The 19,073-nt window shown below is 61.9% G+C and carries 15 protein-coding genes and 1 pseudogene; 11 read left to right on the top strand and 5 right to left on the bottom strand.

What is annotated here, in order from left to right; translation table 11 throughout:
* The 6 genes and pseudogenes from ACQ4WL_RS14695 to ACQ4WL_RS14670 form a co-directional block, all read left to right on the top strand.
* Nucleotides 1-117, top strand: a pseudogene (locus ACQ4WL_RS14695) (IS481 family transposase); the annotation flags it as partial.
* Nucleotides 107-688, top strand: coding sequence for a PoNe immunity protein domain-containing protein (locus ACQ4WL_RS14690; protein ID WP_436510404.1), 582 nt, complete (start codon nucleotides 107-109; stop codon nucleotides 686-688). The pseudogene ACQ4WL_RS14695 and the gene ACQ4WL_RS14690, both read left to right, overlap by 11 nt.
* Before the next feature lie 285 nt (nucleotides 689-973).
* Nucleotides 974-1,669 (top strand): PoNe immunity protein domain-containing protein, encoded by a 696-nt coding sequence (locus ACQ4WL_RS14685; RefSeq protein WP_436510403.1) that lies wholly within the window; start codon nucleotides 974-976, stop codon nucleotides 1,667-1,669.
* Nucleotide 1,670: 1 nt separating this feature from the next.
* Nucleotides 1,671-2,588, top strand: coding sequence for a PoNe immunity protein domain-containing protein (locus ACQ4WL_RS14680; protein WP_436510402.1), 918 nt, complete (start codon nucleotides 1,671-1,673; stop codon nucleotides 2,586-2,588).
* 2 nt (nucleotides 2,589-2,590) lie between these two features.
* On the top strand, nucleotides 2,591-3,427 hold the full coding sequence (locus ACQ4WL_RS14675) for a PoNe immunity protein domain-containing protein (protein ID WP_436510401.1): 837 nt from the start codon (nucleotides 2,591-2,593) through the stop codon (nucleotides 3,425-3,427).
* Nucleotides 3,424-4,527 (top strand): hypothetical protein, encoded by a 1,104-nt coding sequence (locus ACQ4WL_RS14670; RefSeq protein ID WP_436510400.1) that lies wholly within the window; start codon nucleotides 3,424-3,426, stop codon nucleotides 4,525-4,527. The genes ACQ4WL_RS14675 and ACQ4WL_RS14670 overlap by 4 nt, the downstream gene beginning before the upstream one ends.
* An 18-nt stretch (nucleotides 4,528-4,545) precedes the next feature.
* Here ACQ4WL_RS14670 and ACQ4WL_RS14665 read toward each other — a convergent pair whose 3' ends face one another.
* From ACQ4WL_RS14665 to ACQ4WL_RS14645, 5 genes are read right to left on the bottom strand one after another with little or no spacing between them, the layout of a single operon-like run.
* The gene (locus ACQ4WL_RS14665) at nucleotides 4,546-6,189 is read right to left on the bottom strand and encodes a T6SS phospholipase effector Tle1-like catalytic domain-containing protein (protein ID WP_436510399.1); all 1,644 of its coding nucleotides are present in this window, start codon (nucleotides 6,187-6,189) and stop codon (nucleotides 4,546-4,548) included.
* Between the two features lie 3 nt (nucleotides 6,190-6,192).
* Entirely contained in the window at nucleotides 6,193-6,855 is a 663-nt protein-coding gene (locus ACQ4WL_RS14660; RefSeq protein ID WP_436510398.1) for a hypothetical protein, read from the bottom strand.
* A gap of 13 nt (nucleotides 6,856-6,868) precedes the next feature.
* Nucleotides 6,869-7,789, bottom strand: a complete 921-nt coding sequence (locus ACQ4WL_RS14655) for a DUF4123 domain-containing protein (protein ID WP_436510397.1) — start codon at nucleotides 7,787-7,789, stop codon at nucleotides 6,869-6,871.
* 2 nt (nucleotides 7,790-7,791) lie between these two features.
* Nucleotides 7,792-10,680: a type VI secretion system Vgr family protein gene (locus ACQ4WL_RS14650; protein WP_436510396.1), complete on the bottom strand. Its 2,889-nt coding sequence runs from the start codon at nucleotides 10,678-10,680 to the stop codon at nucleotides 7,792-7,794.
* Entirely contained in the window at nucleotides 10,677-11,480 is an 804-nt protein-coding gene (locus ACQ4WL_RS14645) for a hypothetical protein (RefSeq protein WP_436510395.1), read from the bottom strand. The genes ACQ4WL_RS14650 and ACQ4WL_RS14645 overlap by 4 nt, the downstream gene beginning before the upstream one ends.
* Nucleotides 11,481-11,697: 217 nt before the next feature.
* Between ACQ4WL_RS14645 and ACQ4WL_RS14640 the strand changes: the two genes are divergently transcribed.
* From ACQ4WL_RS14640 to tagF, 5 genes are read left to right on the top strand one after another with little or no spacing between them, the layout of a single operon-like run.
* Nucleotides 11,698-12,540 carry a M15 family metallopeptidase gene (locus ACQ4WL_RS14640; protein WP_436510394.1) on the top strand — a complete coding sequence of 281 codons (843 nt, stop codon included), beginning with the start codon at nucleotides 11,698-11,700 and terminating at the stop codon, nucleotides 12,538-12,540.
* Between the two features lie 11 nt (nucleotides 12,541-12,551).
* Complete coding sequence (locus ACQ4WL_RS14635; protein ID WP_436510393.1) at nucleotides 12,552-12,821, top strand: PAAR domain-containing protein; 270 nt, start codon at nucleotides 12,552-12,554, stop codon at nucleotides 12,819-12,821.
* Between the two features lie 31 nt (nucleotides 12,822-12,852).
* Nucleotides 12,853-14,286: a hypothetical protein gene (locus ACQ4WL_RS14630; RefSeq protein ID WP_436510392.1), complete on the top strand. Its 1,434-nt coding sequence runs from the start codon at nucleotides 12,853-12,855 to the stop codon at nucleotides 14,284-14,286.
* A gap of 53 nt (nucleotides 14,287-14,339) precedes the next feature.
* Complete coding sequence (tssM, locus tag ACQ4WL_RS14625; protein WP_436510422.1) at nucleotides 14,340-18,092, top strand: type VI secretion system membrane subunit TssM; 3,753 nt, start codon at nucleotides 14,340-14,342, stop codon at nucleotides 18,090-18,092.
* On the top strand, nucleotides 18,089-19,072 hold the full coding sequence (tagF, locus tag ACQ4WL_RS14620; RefSeq protein WP_436510391.1) for a type VI secretion system-associated protein TagF: 984 nt from the start codon (nucleotides 18,089-18,091) through the stop codon (nucleotides 19,070-19,072). Before tssM ends, tagF begins: the two co-directional genes overlap by 4 nt.
* Nucleotide 19,073 lies beyond the last annotated feature (1 nt).

Genomic DNA, 19,073 nt, shown 5'->3' with positions numbered 1-19,073 from the left:
ATCCCACAGCGTGCTCTCAACAACGAAACGCCGATTCAGGCAATGAAGAAATGGCAGGCAAAAAAGCCACAATTATTCGTTAAACGTGTTTATAACCAGGCGGGTCTTGACACGTAGTCACCGTGGGCAAGATGGACTATTCGAACAATTAATTGGAGGATATGTCGAAAAAGAAATAACTCTAGACAGTTGCGTTCTTGGGAAACCCTATGACACGCTGCTGCAGGTATTTTATGAAGAAGATGAAAGTGCGACGCTCAATCTTGTGAAAAAGTATTTGAAATTATGGTATCCAGCCATGAAGGATCATCCACGCTGGTATGACGAACACCTGCATATAAACGAGGAAGGTTATTCCGGTTATTATGGTTACTGGGCATTCGAAGCAGGAGCAACAGTCTATCTACTCGATCTCGATGACAGCGGTATCAATCACCTGGTCTATCCAAAAGATCTTGTGGACTACGGGCGAAAATTACGCGAAGAAAACCGTTACACCAGCTTATATCCGAAACAGCAGCACAATATCTGCCGTGTTGAAGGGGGAAATCCGTGTCCCCAAAGTGGTTTCTGGGAAACCCCGGCAAAATTACACAGCCGCAGTCACTTCGCGCAAGGCCAAGTAATGCCTGTTTTTGATGATGCGGCATACGGCGAAACCATCTGGCATTGGAGTACGGAACTGTAACCTCCGTGACGGCGTGGAGGATGTCCCCACCGAAGTGCGTCTGCGCTGAGATAAATGAACGCTCTACGGTATTTATGCTGATAAACCTACAGGGAAACAATGAGTATCAGTCCATTCAATGCACGGCGCCGGCAGAAATTTCTCCATGAAGATATTTACCATAACACGCGAAAAAATCAACTCGCATTATTTGAAGGACAACTTCTCAACAAAAATGTGGCCGAATCGGCACAAAGTCAAACGGTCATTTACCAATTTTTGTATTTGGAAGTATTTTGAATCTGGATGCTCGACTACACCGCTGGCGAGCCGATCGAGGCATTGGCGCCCCGCATCGCGGGTATCGTGGATAAATTTGAAGAATGGAACGAGGTGGAACAACTCTATCAGCAGGAAGCGGCGATTGAGCTCCCAGAGTACGGGCCATACGAATACGAGGGAGCGCCACAGTTTTCCATCCTTTCCGATTATGAAGACACACTGCAACTACTCAGCATCGCCATCCTGCTACGCGATCAGTGTTCGGTGCGACGCATCATCCACGTACTGCGCAGTCACCGTGGGCGCGATGGCTTGTTCGAGCAATTGATTGGCGCATATATCGAAGACGGGCAGGACCTCGACACCTGCATCATCGGCAAGCCCTACAGCACCCTGCTGCAGGTATTCTATGAAGATGATGAGAAAACCACACTCAAGCTGCTCCAGAAGTATCTGAAACAGTGGTATCCGGCCATGAAAAATCATCCGCGCTGGCATGATGAGCACCTTCATATTAGCGAGGAAGGCTATGCCGCCTATTACGGTTACTGGGCCTTTGAAGCCGGTGCGACCGTCTTTATGCTCGACCTGGACAACAGCCAGATCGAGCATCTCGTCTACCCCAAAGACCTGGTCGATTATGCGCGACAGTTATGGAAAGAAGGCCGCCACAGCAGCGTGGAGATGAAACCATCGGCCGAACGAGAACCCGGCGAATAGAATGAAAAATCCACCATTTGATGATCGTCGTTGCCAACAATTCCTTTGTCAGGAACTATATGAGAAAACCCTGGAGAATTCACGCGCCCTGCTACAAGTTCAGCTAAAAAACAAGGAATCAGCTGAATGCGCTGGAGACACCAGTTTGGCTTGCCATTTCCTATATCTGGAAAATTTCTGGATCTGGATGCTCGATTACACCGCGGGCGTGCCAATCGAGGAACTTGCGCCACGGCTGTCCGATATCGTGGACAGGTTTTCGGAATGGAACGAAGCCGATCAACATCAACAAAAGAAAATGTTGTCGCAATACCCCGAGTATGGCCCATACAAATACAGGGCGGCGCCAAATTTCGGCGACCTTTCCGATTATGAAGATACGCTGCAATTACTAAGTGTCGCCATATTATTGCGCGATCAGCGCTCGGTCATGCGCATCATCCGCATATTTCGCAGTCACCGAGGACAGGACGGCCTGTTTGAACAACTGATTGGCGCGTATGTGGACGATGAGATGACCCTCGATACCTGCGTACTGGGCCAGCCCTACGACACTTTGCTGCAGACGGTATATGAAAGCGATGAGGATGCGGCACAAACGCTCATCAAAAAGTATTTGACGCAGTGGTACCCTGCCATGAAGGATCATCCACGCTGGTACAACGGCCATCTGCGCATTAGCGACAAAGGCTACGCTCCCTATTACGGTTACTGGGCATTTGAAGCCGGTGCAATGGCCTTTGTGTTTGACCTCGATGACAGCGGTATCGATCATTTCGCCTATCCGACAGATCTCGTTGCGTATGGACGTGCACTGCGCGAGGAAAACCGTTATACCAGCATAGATATGAATGAGGCGGGCGATGTCGGACATGTCGAAGGAAAACAGCCCTGCCGTGACACGGATTTTCGGGAGTAAGGATGCAGACTCTGGACGAACACACTTTCTTGGCCAGGCGCAGCGAACCGCTGCTGTCCTACGCGATTTACCTTGAAAGCAAGCACGGTATGGAAGAAGGCATCGGCATGGTGGCCGCCGGCTTGCTACAGCCGGCGGAACTGCTGCGCGATATTCCGCCAGAAAATTTCATGACAGCCACGCGCGAACGGGCCTGGGATGGCATCGACCTGCTCAGCCTGGCCTACAGCGCCGGTCATGCGACAGCCGATCTGCGCGCGCTGTACCCCACGATACTGGAGTACTGGGAAGAGTTTGCCAACTATGACAGGGCTTATGACGTGCAGGCCGGCGCTGCGGAACAGGGATTTCCCCACTTCGCCCTACTTGGTGACGGCTACGAGCAGGTCAACCGGATGATCTGCCTTGGCATTCTCCTCGGTTGGAGCAGTTTGCTGCCTCGCTTGGCTCCCATTATCGATTTCAACAACCATGAAAAAGATGGACTGGTCGAACGCCTGCTGGCATTTTCCATCGATAACAGGGATACCAACTGGCAGGAATGCACGCGCCACCTGCCCTACGTCAAGACGCTCAAGATATTCGCAGCAGAAAAAAACCAGCGCCCGGCGCTGATGCAGGACTACCTGGACAAATGGTATGACGCCAGCCGCCGCGAACCCTACCATGACAGCCACGCGCGCGACACCTCATTTTCAGGCTACTGGTCATGGGAAGCGGCAGCCATCACCTGCCTGCTCGATATCGACGACTGCAACTATCGCGATGCCGCATTCTATCCCGCCGACCTGACGGCATTCCAGCGTCAGCCACCCTCCATGCGATTGGATCCAGCATGAGCAACAAACCCGCCGTGATGGCAGCCTGTCTCATTTTCGCCATGCCCGCGCTTGCGCACGCCGCCGATGGCCCCTTCCCAGGGATTTACTCCGTCATCGATCCCGTCACGGGCATGACACAGGATGTGCTGAAGATCAAACCCTTCATCGATGGCGAATTCAACGTCTTTCCCCGTTTCGCGGGCGAACGGGCATGGGCAGGCGTGCTCTCCGCCAAGGTCATGGGCGCCGGGGACCGCTACCTGGCCGAACCATTATTTACCCAGGACAGCAAGGTGCGTGCCCTGGCGATCGCAGACATCGGCTACCTGTACCGCAAACCCGGCGACAGCTACTCGCGCGATGGCCGCTCGGATACCGGCTACCTGAGCCATATCTTTGCCATCGGCATCAAGTCCATGCAGCGCCGTCCGCTGCTGGCAGGCCATGCCGAACGGGGCGAGCGCGGCCAGCATGACTACCGGCCCGGGGCCGATGAGGCAAAGATAGCGATCAGCACCTTGAACTACAGCGCCCGCTCCATCCAGGTCGGCGTCAGCGATGCCGGCAATCCGGCCAACGCCGTCGATACCGATCCCCTGAACCCTTATATGGGCAGCGCCGCCAATTGCTGTTTCTACCTGCCAGCCACCCCGCACAAGCCGGTACGGGTCAACATCGAATACCGCTGGCTGCCGGACAGCAAGCCGGAAACGCGCACGCTGCCGCTACCGGCCGGCACTGCCACCGAGGAGCTGCTGGTCGTCGTGCAAGCCGATGGCAAGCTGGCGCTGGAATTTCGCGCCCCGCACGCGTCGTTGTCGATGACGGAGGATGGCGGTGTGAATGCCGGCAATGGCCGGCTGTATCCGGCCCTGCCCGCTGCCGAGCGCAAGGCCGTGCTGGCCGCGGAACTGGCGCGTCAACAACGTTCCCTCAAAGACCTCAGCAAACAACTGGAGAAACTGCCCCCGACGACACCGTTGCAACTCACGCAGCAGGTGGCAGAACAGGTCGCAGAGCGGCAGAGCGCCGTGACCTATCTGGAAGCGTTTTCCGCATGCAAAGCGGCCGTGCGCGAGTGCGACAAGCAAGCCAGGGCGGCGGTCCGCGCCAGATAGCGGCAAAGCCCGTTGCTGCTAGGCTATCGCCGTATCGCCACCTGCCGACGCTTCTTTCGGCACCAGCATCGCCTCTTTTACGCCGCCCAATTCCGGTGTTGAACCCTCATATCGCCAATAAAGATATTTCTTGCCCCGTTTCCCCATGAAATACTGCCGGTTTCGGGCCCAGCGACTGGCTTCAACAAAGCCGATACTGGCGTCAGTCATCTGATTCTTGAATCCCGCAACAGAATCATGCACATAACGATCGAAGAATTTGTCAAATAAAGTCCGCTCCGCAACCGACATCGACTTTCGGAGCTTGCCTTTCCAAGCATCGTAGATCGCGTCTTCCAGCGGTTCCGTGGCACTACGAAAAAAGCCTGTTTTCTTTTCTGCGATGTTCTGAACGTCGCGTTCCCATTCGCTGTCCGTCGTGGTCATGTATTTATCCGGCGTGGCATACATGACGGACTGCCCCTTTGCGATGATGGCTTCGCGTTCTTTGCGCGCCGCACGCTGGCGTTCCGTGCGCCCCCAGCGCCAATGATAGTAATTGTTCATGTGGCTGATGACTTGTTTCTCGAGCCGCTTGTCTGCGCTGATGTGCTTCATGTAGGTGTCGAAGCATCCCTGCAATTCGCTGCTGATGTTAAACAGCGAGCCATAATCCTGAAGAACCTCTTCGGGAGACTTGAACGGCACCCCCGCCGCATATGCCGACAGATACATATTGCACAGCGGAATGCGCGACAACTCGTTTGAGCGTCCTTCCTGATTCATGTCGTCATAACCGCCGCCCACGTCGGAGTGTGCCCCGGGATAAAGGGTTTCCCGGCAGTTTGAGTCAGTGGCCTGATCGATTCGAATAGAATCGGATGGAAATTTCTCCCGCACTTCATGCGCTGCGACATAATGTTCGCAGAAGCGCACGTACGGTGGAATACGCAGATCGGCGGCCCATTCCGCATGGCCGCCCTCGTCTGCCAAATACATCACGCCCCCCCACACAGGTCCCAGGTAATATTTGAGATCGGACTCAAGGCGACTGCCGCCAAACCCCACCGAGGCCACGGTATCAAAAATGCCGAGGAAGTAAATCACCAGACGCGGCTGAATAAATCCGCCACTTTTGGTCCAGATCAGTCCATCTCCTTGCTGATAACATTGTCCTGCCAACTGACGCACAAAGGCGCGCGCCTGGGCTGCCCCCCGACTGAAGCCAAACACGGCAACATTGATTTGATTTACATGCGGCATGTGTTTGTCCACCCGCATCTTGAACTCCTTCAGCATCCAGCTGATCCGGGCCTGCCCTTTTGCAGCAGATGCCATGCCGAGCGCCCCATCGATTCCATCACCACTATCCTGAACCTCTGGAAACGGTGTGCCGACCCCTGGCGTATATATCGCGTAGGTCTTGTTTTTTTCATCTTCGGCCGTATGCGCAAATTTTCCCAATTTCGCAATATTGCTGTACTTTACATTCGCCGAAGCCAGCGAGCCATTGCCATCTTTTTTGAAATTATTTCCAGTCCCGTCAAAAAAACAACTGATCCAGACGGGTTTTCGGCAATCCGACTCCTTCGCACATTTCTCCAGTTCCTTGCGATAAATTCCTCGAGCAAGCCGTTCACTCTTCGTGACGTCGCTAAGCCGGCGTATCGTTGGTTTACTCATGGTCTATTCCCTATGCGGTGTGCGAGGTATGCCATAAAAAGGATTTTCGATTTCCTGCTTGCAGAACTGGCCTTGGGGAAGGCGCGCGGAATGCAGTTTCACTTGCTCGGCAGCAAGCGGCGCCTGCGTCTTGAATGTGCCCAGATGTGCCTGAACCGTACCATCGGCAAGAAAGTGCAAAAGCACGATGGTTGGGCGCTCGGGCCCTTTGGCGGGCAGGATGTCAACAGTAGCCTGACACCAGCGGCTTCCAGGAGCACTCATCCTGGAAGTGCGTTCGTCATAGTCGACACTCGATTTTCCATCGTGGTAGGCAGTGTCAAAAACCACGCTCCAGACCACGCGCACGCGCAGCGGTTTATCCACAGGAGTGTCCCAGATAAAACAGCAATTTCCACTGCTGAAACTGACTTTTTCACCATTATCCATTTTCGTCTCGCTTGCGTCGCGAAAAAAAATGGAACCACCGCTGGGAGCCTCATCGACATTGAATGGCAGTGAAACACCCTTGAATGTGATGGAGTAAATATCGTACGGCGTGTAGTTATATGAGGTGGTAGTGAAGGTTTTCTCGCTCAATTCCTGTTGCAAGCGATCTTCCTTTTCCTTTGAATTGCAAGCGGCCAAAATGAATAGGCACAACACGATGGAGGTCAATTTTTTCATGTCTGGATCGCATTCATATACTGGAAGCGGAAATTTCTTCGAGTGCAGCCCATTGCTGAGGAGTCCAGGCCAGGATCCGGTCACTGAATGACTGCGCCGTTCCTGCGGCCTGCAGAGCGATGGCGGCGAGTGGGGCCAGATGAAAATCGGCACCTAACAGTAGCGACAACATGCAGTAACTTTTCAAGTCTGTGGGTGAACTTAATCCATATGCCTGCGCCCTGCCCAGCTGTTGAAAAAAAAAGTCGTAGCGCTGATACGGAGGCAAACCATCGAGCGCCTGCGGATCATCGCTCTCCATTTGCTTCATCAGCATGTACGGCGATGCTCTATTCATCAGTTCGACATACTGATGTTGTGTCAAAAGCATGCGTTCACTTCCAAGGGATGCCGGCGCCTCGTTCTTCTCGCCAGGTACAATTTGTGGCTGCCCACGTACGTCCATGTACAACCATGCTGTCATTTCTGCGAGTGCAGCCTTGCGCTGCGCCGTTGCCAGCACGTCCAGCCAGTGCGGCAGGATAAGCGGATCGTAGTAGCGCATGATCCACTCGGTACCGTCATCGTGCACCACCTCTGTCAACCAAGTCAGCCGTTCTAGTAATTGTGGCAGGGGCTCGTCAGACACAATCAGCGACATACAATTGGCGCTGCCGGCAGTGCACAGCAATTTGGCGAGCAAGGAACATTTCTCGCGCTTGAGATGCCGCAACAATATCGGGCCAGCGTACATGGCGTCTGGCTCGGCCAATTCACCTAACAAGGAATACAACTCGACGCTATGATCGCTTGGCAAGCGGATACGGGCCAAACCATCAAACTTGGCACCATCAATCAAGCTGTAGAGGGTCACGCCCTTGTCGAGAGGATGGCGATTGAGCAGCGCAAGCAACTGCAAGCCACACGCGGAGGACTCGCCATCGTTGTAGTGCATGATTACTCCCCCTTCGCGGCAAAGGGCGAGCCGCTCCTGGCCGCATTTAACAGACATTCCTTGCAAATACTGCGAGGCATTACCGGCAGTGGATAGCTTGCACGCGATGGCCCGTCAAAACTCTTCTTGCCGGCATGCACCGTGATCTTGCCGGGACACTGAACGGTGATGTTGCCGCCCTCGATGGTGATATTCGCCCCGCCCGCCGTCGACAGGCGGATGCTTTTTGCCGCCGCCCAGTCGATGTGCGCGGCGGCGCTGACGATATTGACTTCCTCACGCGCCTGCACGTTGAGCACGTCGGCCTGCGCCTGCAGGTCGATGGCCTGCTTGGCGGCGATCAGCTGCAGGCCGATATTGTTCTCGCCCGCCTTGACGACGCCGGCCAGCGCACCGATGGCCTGGCCGCTGTGCACGCGCAGCTGGCCGCCGCCGACGAACTGGGTGTCCAGCCCGCTCATCAGGGAGGTGGTTTCGCCATTGACCAGCTGGATATCCTGGCTCGCCAGCACGCCCAGGCCGGCGCGGGCGGCGATGGCGATGATGGCGTCGCTGCTGTGCGGCAGCTTGCCGTCGCCGGGACTGGTCGGCTTGCCCGCCGCGTCGCGCCGCGCGGCGGCGGTGCTGTCCTGGCTCAGCATGCCGGAGGCGGTGGTGAGGAAGGCTTGCAGTGGCGCCGCCTTTTCGTCCAGCACGCTGGTGTTCGCCTTGGCCGGGCCCAGGTGGCTGGCATACGCGACCGTCTTGTGCGTGACGGCGGCGGCGCTGAAGGTTTCGCCCAGCTTGGCCGCCTGCTTGAGCAGGACCATGCCCGGCGCATTGTCGCCGGCCGGATCGCGCGCCTGCGCGTCGTGATTGACGAGGTAGCTGGAAATCAATAGCCCGGCCCCGGCCCGCACGGCGCCGTAATCGTCGGTGCGCAGTTCAGCGCCCAGGCCGCGCAGGCTGCCCCGGTAATTGTCGGCCGCATGGATCAGGTGGCCAAGACCGAGTGCGCTGGCCGCATGGCTGCTCTTGAGCTCGATGCGCCCTTGCTGGTCCGTATCGTCGAACAGCAGCTGGTTATAGCCAGAGCCGGAGCCGGCGGTACCGAATTCCTTGCTGCGGATGCCCCATTGCGCGGCGCCGTTGCGATGGCCGGCGCTGCCGCCGGCCGCGCCATGCCAGAGCGGGCTGTTGCCGCCCGCCACGTTGCCCTGCGCCGATGGCGCATGGTCGCGCGCCGGCTCGAATACGCTGGCGTCCGCGGGCTTGTCCCTGACACCGCCCGGCGTGGGCGCGACACCGCCTTCGCCCTGCCCGTTGTACAGGGCGCCTACGATGATGGGCCGGTCGATATCGTTTTCCAGGAATTGCACCAGCACTTCCTGGCCGATGCGCGGCAGGAACTGGCTGCCCATGCCGCCGCCGGCCGCGCGCTGCGCCACGCGCACCCAGCAGGTGGCGCTGCCGTCAAGTTGCCAGTGAAAACGGATGCGCACCCGGCCCAGCTTGTCGCAATGGATTTCGCTGCCGCCGCTGGCGCTGGCACCGCCGTCGGCGCCGACGACGATGGCGCTCTGGCTGCCGCAGGCCGTCGGCTTCGGGTGATGGCGTATATCGTCCGTATCTTGCAGCGGCCGCCATGGCGTGTCGGCCGCGATGGCGTCAAGATGATTGGCATAGCCGCTCTCGACGGCTTGCGCGATCACCTGTGCGAGAGGGGCCAGGCCGGCGAACGCCGTTTGCAAGGTTTCCTGCAACAATTCCGGGATCGGGCCGAACAGTTCCGCCAGTCCCTGCCGCGCGGGCGCCGGCAGGTTGTTGACGCCTACGCTGCACACGCGCAGCACGACCAGCGTAGGCGCCTCGGCACCGTCCTGTTGCAACGGTCCCTGCGTCAAGGTAAAGCGGGTGCCGGCACGCAAGGTGCGCACGGTCGAACGCGCCTGCCAGCGTTCGCCGCGCGCTTCGATCGCCTGCATCTGCAGCAAGGCATAGCGTTTGGCCTGGGCCGCATCGGCATAGAAATACTGTCCTGGCGCATCATAGCTTTCCAGCACGGGCGCGTTTTTCCCGCCCGGCACCAGCCGCGTCGGCACGCTGGCGCTGACGGCTTTCTTGGCCTTGTAGTCGTAGCTGAGCACTGTCGCCACCGCCGTGCACAAGGCGCGCGCGCGGCTGAGCGCCTGGATGGAGTCGGCCTGCTCCATGGCCCGCGCGCCATGAAAACGGATGCCGCCGCCTTGCGCGCTGCTGGCGTCTTCCGGCACCGCGCTCAAGGCGCTGCTGTCGGCGAACAGTACCAGACAATGGCCGCCATCGTGTTCTTCGAAACGCCAGGCCAGGCCTTCTTCGCTCAGCAGGCGCGTGACGAAGTCCAGGTCCGACTCGCGGTACTGGCAGCAATAGCTGCGCGGCTGTGCCTCGGCCATGAACGGTCCCGTGTCGCCGCTCCAGCGCCACTCGGCTTGCGGCGCGTAGGCCTGGAACACGCTGTCGACGATCTCGATCACGCTCTTGTCTTGCCAGACACGGCTGTTGCGTACCTGGCTCAACAGCCATAGCCACGGCGTCAGGCGCAGCCGGAAACGGGCCAGTCCGCCGTCGCTGCCCAGCATCGCCGCTTCGCTGATATAGCCGCTGAAGACGGCACGGCTGCCGTCGGCCAGGCTGGCGTGCAGCGCGGCCGGCTTGCCCAGCAGGGGCGCCAGCGCCATATTGGCATTCGTGGACAGCACGATGACGTCGCGCACGCCCACCGCCTGCAACTGCTCGTCGGCGGCAAACGCTTCCACCAGCCACTGTGCCGTCCCACCCTCGCCGCCGTCCAGCGACAGCTCGTACAGCCGCGTCACGCTGCTGAAACCAGCCAGGGAGGCGTTGACCTGATCGGCGCTTGCGGCACTCATTTCCCGCCTTTCGCGGCAGCTTGCCCGACCTGGCATTGCGCGTTGTCGCCATGGCCCTGGCAGGCGCGCGCGTGGCACGCCACGGCGGCGTCGCGCTTGAGCGCCGCACATTGCCGCAACTGGGCCCGCAGACCCGCAGCGGTTTTCTTCGGCGCCGGCGCGGCCTGCGCATGGGCCAGCAGGGCCGACAGCAGGGCGATATCGCTGTCTTCCGCGCGGCGGGCAGGCGTTGCCGCAGGCACTTTCGCCGGCGTTTTTTTGGCTGCGGGGCGAGCCGCCCTGGCCACCTGTTTCGAGACGGGTTTCGAGGCGGCGGCCGGTGGCGATGGCGTTTCCAGCGCCTTGCTCAGCACATCGCCGGGGCGTGCGGCACTCGCGTTACTGGCAGCGGCAGTGGCGGCCGCGCCGGCATCAAGCATGTCGCTCAGGCTCTGCTGCGGTACGGCGGCGCCGGACGGCGCCTCGTCATGGATGCTGGCGGCCGCCGGCGGCGCTTCCACAGCGGCGGGCTCGGCGGTGGCGACGGGCAGGGAAACCGGCGCCGCCAGCCCATCGTCGTCTCCAGCCCGTTCTGCGCTCTGTCCCAGCCAGACGCCAGCGGCCAGTAACAGCAGCAACGCGGCCGCCGCTCCCATGCCCCCGCGCAGCGACGGCCTGCCACGCCTGCTCCTGGCAGACGAGCCGGTATTGCCACCCTCGAGCGTGGTCAGGATGCGGTTACGGTCGGCCTCCGCCTGCTGCGCCTGCGTCAACAGGCTGGGCCGGGCCGGGAGCCGGGGGCTATCGTCATGAGTTCGCAAAATGTGCGCTCCTGTAATATTTGCAAGACTTTACGCTATCCAAAAAAAACATGACGCGTGCCATAAAATCAACAGTGCGCCCCCCCGCACAATTGAAAAACGCCTGCCTTAATTAGCAGTTTTGTAAGATATACTTCCAGGCAATATCCATCGCTTCCCTGTTTTCGCCCGATGGACAGCACCGTTCCGCAGCCAAACATTTTTGATTGAGGTTAGCGTGTTCCTACTCGCGGTAGCGCTGTATTTCATCCTGGCATGCCTGATCAGCTGGCTGATCCTGTTCCCGGCCGGGCGCGATTTCGTGCTGCACGCCGTCGATGGCGCGGAGCAGCGCCTCGCCGCCTGCCTGCAGCGCGTGGCCAGGCGCCGGCAGACGGGCATGGACAGCCTGGGCCAGAGAAGCGCCATGCTGTTGGCCCGCACTGCCGACCTGCTGCGCCGTCATTACCTGCTGTGTCTCGCGGGCGTGGCCGCGATCAGCCTGCCGACCCTGCTGGCCCTGATGGTCGACAGCAAATCCATGCTGGGTGCCTACGATGTATCGACGCGCGAAATGAATACGCAGGTAGCCAGCCTGCTGCAGGGCGAGCAGCTGGTGCCGCCCGTCGACCTGCCGCCGCTGGTGTTTGCCACGGAAGAAGTGCGCCAGGAGCGCCCGCTGCTGGTATCGGCCAGCCGCAACTGGACCTTGCTGAATGTGGAATACGCCCAGCGCTTGCTGCTGGTCTTCAAGATCATGAAGGAAAAATATGGCTACGACATGGCGCTGCTGGAAGGCTACCGCAGTCCGGAGCGGCAAAACACATTGGCGGCCATGGGCCCCAACGTCAGCAACGCGGCCGCCTTTCAAAGCTGGCACCAGTACGGCCTGGCGGCCGACTGCGCCTTCCTGCGCAATGGCAAGTTGATCATTTCAGAGAAGGACCCGTGGGCCATGCGCGGCTACCAGCTGTATGGCGAAGTGGCCGAATCGGTCGGCATGACCTGGGGCGGACGCTGGAAAATGATGGATTTCGGGCATACCGAACTGCGCCTGCCCGGCGTAATGAAAAAACACTGAGAGGAACGCGTATGGCCGGTCCGGTAATCAGATTAGGCGACAAGACATCGCATGGCGGCACCGTGCTGGAAGCATCGGCGGTGAGCGATAGCGGCGGCATCGGCATGGCGCGGGTCGGCGACAAGGTATCCTGTCCCTTGCCCGGCCATGGCATCTGCCCCATCGTCAGCGGCGACCCCAGCCTGATCGTCGATGGCAAGCCCGTGGCCCGCCACGGCGACAAAACCAGCTGCGGCGCGCTGCTGATCGCCAGCCAGCAAGCCACCACTGACCAGGCATGACGGCCCTGGCCATATGCGGAGGAGCCCGCTGATGCGCCCCTGGCTGCGACGCTGCCTGCTGAGCGTGTCCGTCTTTGCCCTCTGCTGGACGGGCGCCATCGCGTATTGGCGCGACAGCACGCGCATGCCGACGCCGGGCGAGCTGGCCGGCGCCATGCTGGCGCTGCCGCTGGCCCTGCTGTTGATGCTGTGGCTGGGTAAAAAAGTGCTGGCCAGGCTGCTGGCCGGGCCAGCCCTGGCGGCGCCGGGCCTTGCCGCCCCCCTCCCGGCCGAGGCGGCGACACCTCCCGCGGCACCGGTGCCGCTGCATATCGTGGCCGCCAGCCTGCGCATGCCGGGCGGCGCCACGCCGTCAGAATTGCTGGCCGCCATGCGCTCCCGCCAAGCCCGCCCCGCGCTCGACGGCCAGCTCCTCGATGAAGACGGCTATCCCCTGCTGTGCGGCAGGGTGGATGGCATCGACGAAGAGGGACAGCAGCAATTGCTGGCCGCCTGGCTGCGCGAACATCCGCAGGCCGGCCTTGCCAGCGAACCCTTTCCCTTCAATCCGGAAGACTTGCGCGCGCTGGCCCTGGGTGCCGTGGTGCTGGCCGAACTGGTGGACGAAGCCCTGCAGCATGCGCTGTCCGCAGGCGCACCGGCCTCGCTGGCCAGCGCGCTGCCCATGCTGCGGCTGCACCTGCTGATGCCGGCCGCGTGGAGCGTCGCCCAGCGCCAGGCCGGCGACGCCTGGCTGCACCACCTGGCGTGCGAGCAAGGCTGGCCGGCGCAGAAATTGCTGCCGGCCGCCGAGCCAGCCACGGGGCAGCCGGCGCCGTTTGCGCTGTTGAATGCGCTTGCCGGAAACGCGCCACCGCAACCGCCCTGCCTGTCCATCGTGCTGGCCTGCGATTCGCAGCTGGGCGAACTGCGCGTGCTCGCCTTGTCGAGTCAGGGCCAGCTGTTCAACGCCGCTCAAGCGAACGGGCAGATCCCCGGCGAAGGCGCGGCCGGCCTGCTGCTGGCCGGCCCTGGCGCAACGGTGCCGCTGGACGAGCCGGCGCCAGTGCTGCTGCACCGCGCCGCCACGGGCGAACTGCCGCAAGGCGCCAGCCGGCGCGCAGGGGTGGACAAGACCATGCTGGCCGACCTGGGCCGGCAGGCGCTGGCCGTAGCCGGTGACGATGCGGCGGCCGGCATCACGCTGGTCAGTGCCGATACCGACCAGCGCGCCCCCCGCATGCTCGAACTGATGCAATGCGCCGGCGCCCTCTTGCCCCAGCTCGACCTGGGCGAACAGGTGCTGGGCGTCGGCGCCGCATGCGGCCAGTGCGGCGCCGTCACGACGCTGGCAGCATTGGCCATGGCGCGGCAGGCGGCGGCCGACGACGGCGCGCAAGTCCTATGTCTCAGCAACCTCAATCCACTCCAGCGCGGCGCCCTCGTCATTGGTCCGCCCGCGCAAAGCAGTCACAGCACCACCTGATACGGCGACGTCCCCTCCACGCACATTAACGGTTTGCACACTATAAAATTATGATGCAACGATTCTGGCACTCCCTGACCTCACGCACCAGCATGCTCATCCTCGGCATCGCGGCCGCCGTCCTGCTGCTGTTCGCCTGCGCCGTCATTTTCGACTGGCCGGCCACCCGGCTGCTGCCCTTGCTGGCCGCGGCGGCGCTGCTGGGCGCCATCGTGTGGTGGCTGCGCCGCCGCCGGCGCCGGCGCGAGAGCGCCAGCTTCAACAGCATGCTCGAGCAGCAGGCGGCCGGCGCCGCGCCCAAGGCCGGCCTGGTGCAGCGCGAGGAAACCGAAGCCATCCGCAAGCGCATGCTGGAAGCGATCAATACCATCAAGACATCGCGCCTGGGCCAGCTGTCGGGCGATGCGGCGCTGTATGAACTGCCCTGGTATATGATCATCGGCAATCCCGCCGCCGGCAAGAGCACGGCGATCGCCAATTCGGGCCTGCAGTTTCCTTTTGTCGACAGCAAGATCGTGCAAGGCATGGGCGGCACCCGCAACTGCGACTGGTTTTTCACCACCGACGGCATCCTGCTCGACACGGCCGGGCGCTACGCTGTCAGCGATGAAGACCGCGCCGAGTGGTTCGGTTTCCTCGCCCTGCTGAAAAAACACCGCAAGCGCGCGCCGATCAACGGCATCATCATCGCCGTCAGCATTGCCGAGCTGACCGGCAGCAAGCCGGAATTCGCCATCGAACTGGCCAAGAACCTGCGCCAGCGCGTGCAGGAACTGACGGAGAGGCTGGAAGTCCATGCGCCCGTGTACGTGGTGTTCACCAAGGCCGACCTGATCACCGGCTTCAGCGAATTTTTCCACGATGCCGAGCGCAGCGAACGCGACAAGGTGTGGGGCGCCACCCTGCCCTACAGCGTCAACAGCTCGAAGCAGGACGTGCTGGAGCAGTTCGACCAGCGCTTCGACGAGCTGTACGATGGCCTGAAGGACCTCAGCCTGGCCAACATGTCGCTGCTGGGACGCGAGCGCATGCCGCCCGGCGTCTTCACCTTCCCGCTGGAATTCAGTTCCGTGAAGGGATCGCTGCGCGCCTTCATCGCCACGCTGTTCGAGGAAAACCCGTTCCAGTTCAAGCCCGTCTTCCGCGGTTTCTATTTCACCAGCGCCCTGCAGGAAGGCGCTTCCGTTTCCGCCTCGTCGGAAAGGGTGTCGCAGCGCTTCGACCTCAAGCCGCAGCAGCAGGAACACCAGACGGTGCAGGTGCAGGACCAGCACGGCTACTTCCTGCTGAACCTGTTTCGCAAGGTGATCTTCGCCGACAGGGAACTGGTGGCGCAATACGCCAGTCCACGCAAGACGCGCTTGCGCTATGCCACGTTTTTTACCGCCATCGCGCTGGCCGGCCTGGCGCTGGGCGGCTGGAGCTGGTCCTACCTGGCCAACCGCCAGTTGGCGGCCAACGTGCAAGCCGACCTGGAGCAGGCCATCAAGGTGCAGGACAAGCGCCTGGACCTGCAGTCGCGCTTCCAGGCCCTGGAAATCCTGCAGGACCGCATCGAACAGCTGGAATCGTACCGCAGCAAGCGGCCGCTGGCGCTCAGCCTGGGCCTGTACCAGGGTGACTTGCTGGAACGCAAACTGCGCGAGGAGTATTTTTCCGGCCTCAAGGAAGTCATGCTCGCGCCGGTCGCGCAGTCGCTGGAATCGTTCCTCGCGGAAGTGAACGCGGGCGCCGACCGGCTGCAGCCGCTGGCGGCAGTGCCGGCCGGCACGACGGCCGCCGCCACAGTCAGCCCGGCGGCCAGCACAACAGGCCAGCCCTTCAAGGATGCCACGCCGACGAACGTGGAAGATGCCTACAATGCCCTGAAAACCTATTTGATGCTGGGCGACAAGTCGCGCGCCGAGGCCGGTCACCTGAACGACCAGCTGACCCGCTACTGGCGCGGCTGGCTCGACGCCAACCGGGGCAACATGCCGCGCGAACAGATGATCCGCAGCGCCGAGCGCCTGATCTCGTTCTACCTGACGCAGATCGACGACCCGTCCTGGCCGCAGATCGAGAACCAGCGGGCCCTGGCCGACCAGTCGCGCGACAGCCTGCGCCGCGTGGTGCGCGGCATGCCGGCGCGCGACCGCGTGTATGCGGACGTGAAGGCGCGCGCCGCCACGCGCTTCCCGTCGATGACGGTGGCGCGCATCGTTGGCGAGCAGGACAAGGAACTGGTGCTGGGCAGCTACGCCATCCCCGGCACCTTCACGCGCGACGCCTGGGAAAAATACATCCAGCAGGCGTTCCAGGAAGCGGCCAATCGCGAACTGCAAAGCGCCGACTGGGTGCTCAAGACGGCGTCGAAGGATGACCTGACCCTGGAAGGCAGCCCGGAACAGATCCAGAAGGCGCTGGTGGAGCTGTACAAGACCGATTACGCCAGGGAGTGGCAGAAATTCATCCAGGGCGTCAGCATCCGCGAATTGAACGGGTTCGACAACGCGGCGCAGGCGATGAACCGCCTCGGCGATCCGCAGGGCTCGCCCCTCAACAAGCTGATCGAGACGGTGTACCAGGAAACCTCGTGGGACAACCCTTCTCTGCTGGGCCAGGGCTTGCAGCGGGCACAGCGCGGGGCGATGGACTGGTTCCGCGAAACGGTGCTGCGCCAGAAGCCCGCCGCCACAGTGACGGGCCAGGCCGGCGGCGCCATGCCGATGGGCCCTGTCGGCCGCGAATTTTCCGGCGTGGCGCGCCTGGTGGTGGCGCGCGACAAGGAAGCGTCGCCCATGCGCGGCTACCTGGCGGCCCTGTCGAAGCTGCGCGTGCGTTTTAACCTGATCAAGAACCAGGGCGACACGGGTCCCGGCGCCAAGCTGCTGATGCAGCAGACGCTCGACGGCAGCGGTTCGGAACTGGCCGACGCACTGAAATACGTGGACGAGCAGATGCTGACCGGCATGAGCGACCCGCAAAAGCAGGCCATCCGCCCGCTGCTGGTGCGCCCGCTGATGCAGACCTTCGCCGTCATCGTCAAGCCCACCGAGACGGAGATCAACAAGGTATGGCTGGCCCAGGTGCTCGAACCGTTCCAGAAAACCCTGGCACCGAAGTATCCGTTCGCGCCCGAGTCGCGCATCGAGGCGAGCAATGCGGACATCGGCCAGGTATTCGGCCCGGAAGGCGCCATCGCCAAGTTCTTCAACACCACCATCGGCCCGCTGGTCGTGCGGCGCGGCGACGCCATCAGCGCCAGGACCTGGGCCGCGATGGGCATCACCCTGGCGCCGCCGGTGGTGGCCAGCCTGCCCGGCTGGGTCGCGCCGCTCAGCGCCAACGGCGTGGCCACGGCGGCCGGCGCCGCCGAAGCGCAGACGCGTTTCGACCTGCAGGCGCTGAGCGCGCCCGGCGCCACCGAATATACGATCGAGATCGACGGCCAGGCGCTGCGCTGGCGCGGCCAGCCGCAGCCCTGGGTGCACATGGTCTGGCCCAACCCGCAGGGTGTGCCCGGCTCGCGCATCAGCGCCATCACGCCGGAAGGGCGCACCGTGGTGCTGCTGAACGAACCGGGGCATTTCGGCCTGAAGAAGATGATCGACTCGGCCAGGCGCACGCGCAAGGAAGGCGGCGTATTTGAACTGAGCTGGGAAAACAGCGGCGTTACCGTGACGGCCAACCTGAAGATCGTGGCCGCTGCCGCACCGGCGCCCGCCTCCGCCGGCAACCAGGGTTTCCGTGGCCTGAAACTGCCGGAATCGGTAGCCATCGGCGCGCCGGAAACGGCCACCGCCATCGCCGGGAACACGCCATGAGCCGCCCTACCGCTACCCAGATCGGCTATTTCGGCAAGATTCCCAGCCGCGGCGACTTCATCAAACACGGCGACAACCCGGCCCTGCTGAAGATGCTCGACGACTGGCTGGCCAACGCCATGGAGCTGATGACGGCCGATGCGCGCTGGAAGCTCACCTACGATGCGCTGCCGCCGCTGCATTTCGCCTTCATCGGCCCGCGCCGCGGCCGCGCCATCGCCGGGCATATCGCCGCCAGCAGCGATGCCTCGTCGCGCCGCTTTCCCTTCCTGATGATGGGCGCCATGGAAGTGGCGCAGCCGGCCGGCTTCGTGCCGACCAGTCCGCTGGTACTGTCGCGCCTGTGGAACCGCCTCGATGCCATGAGCGCCGAGATGTGCGGCGCGGCGGCCGGCGCCGCGCTGCCGGCGGCCGCCGCAGGCGCCAGCATCGAACTGGACTTGCGCGGCAGCGCCTACGATGCCGCCTTCGACGATTTCCTCGGCTTGCAGACGGTAGGCGCGCTCGACGCCCTGCTGGCGCCCACGGGTTTTGGCGGTTCCGTGCGCCAGGTACTGCTGGCGCTGGGCATGCTGCTGCAGCCCGTCATGGCCAGCAGCTCCAGCCGGCTGGAAAAAAGCCTGGAACTGCCGCTGCCGGCCGACCCGCTGTACCGCAACCTGGTGGCGGCCTTCTGGATGCACCTGATCGCCCCGTTCCTGGCGCGCGCCGACTTCGAACTGGCGCTGTTCATCACCCGCATCCGTGGCCGCCATGCGCTGGTGCTGGGTTTTTGCGGCGCCTCGGCGCAGACGCTGCACGCCATCATGGAACCGCAGGCGGCGCTGGAGCACCATATCGCCTTCGACGACCTGGCCTGGGTCGAGGAACAGGCCGACAGCGACTACGCCATCAAGAAAGCCTCGAGCTACCTCGCGCAAGCCAACCTGTCACTCAAATCGGCGCACGACACGTTCCGTGCGGCCTTCATCGGGAGCTGAT

It is taken from the genome of Janthinobacterium kochi, from assembly GCF_051380715.1.
Lineage (GTDB): Bacteria > Pseudomonadota > Gammaproteobacteria > Burkholderiales > Burkholderiaceae_D > Janthinobacterium.
This window is presented reverse-complemented; position numbering and strand designations above follow the sequence as displayed.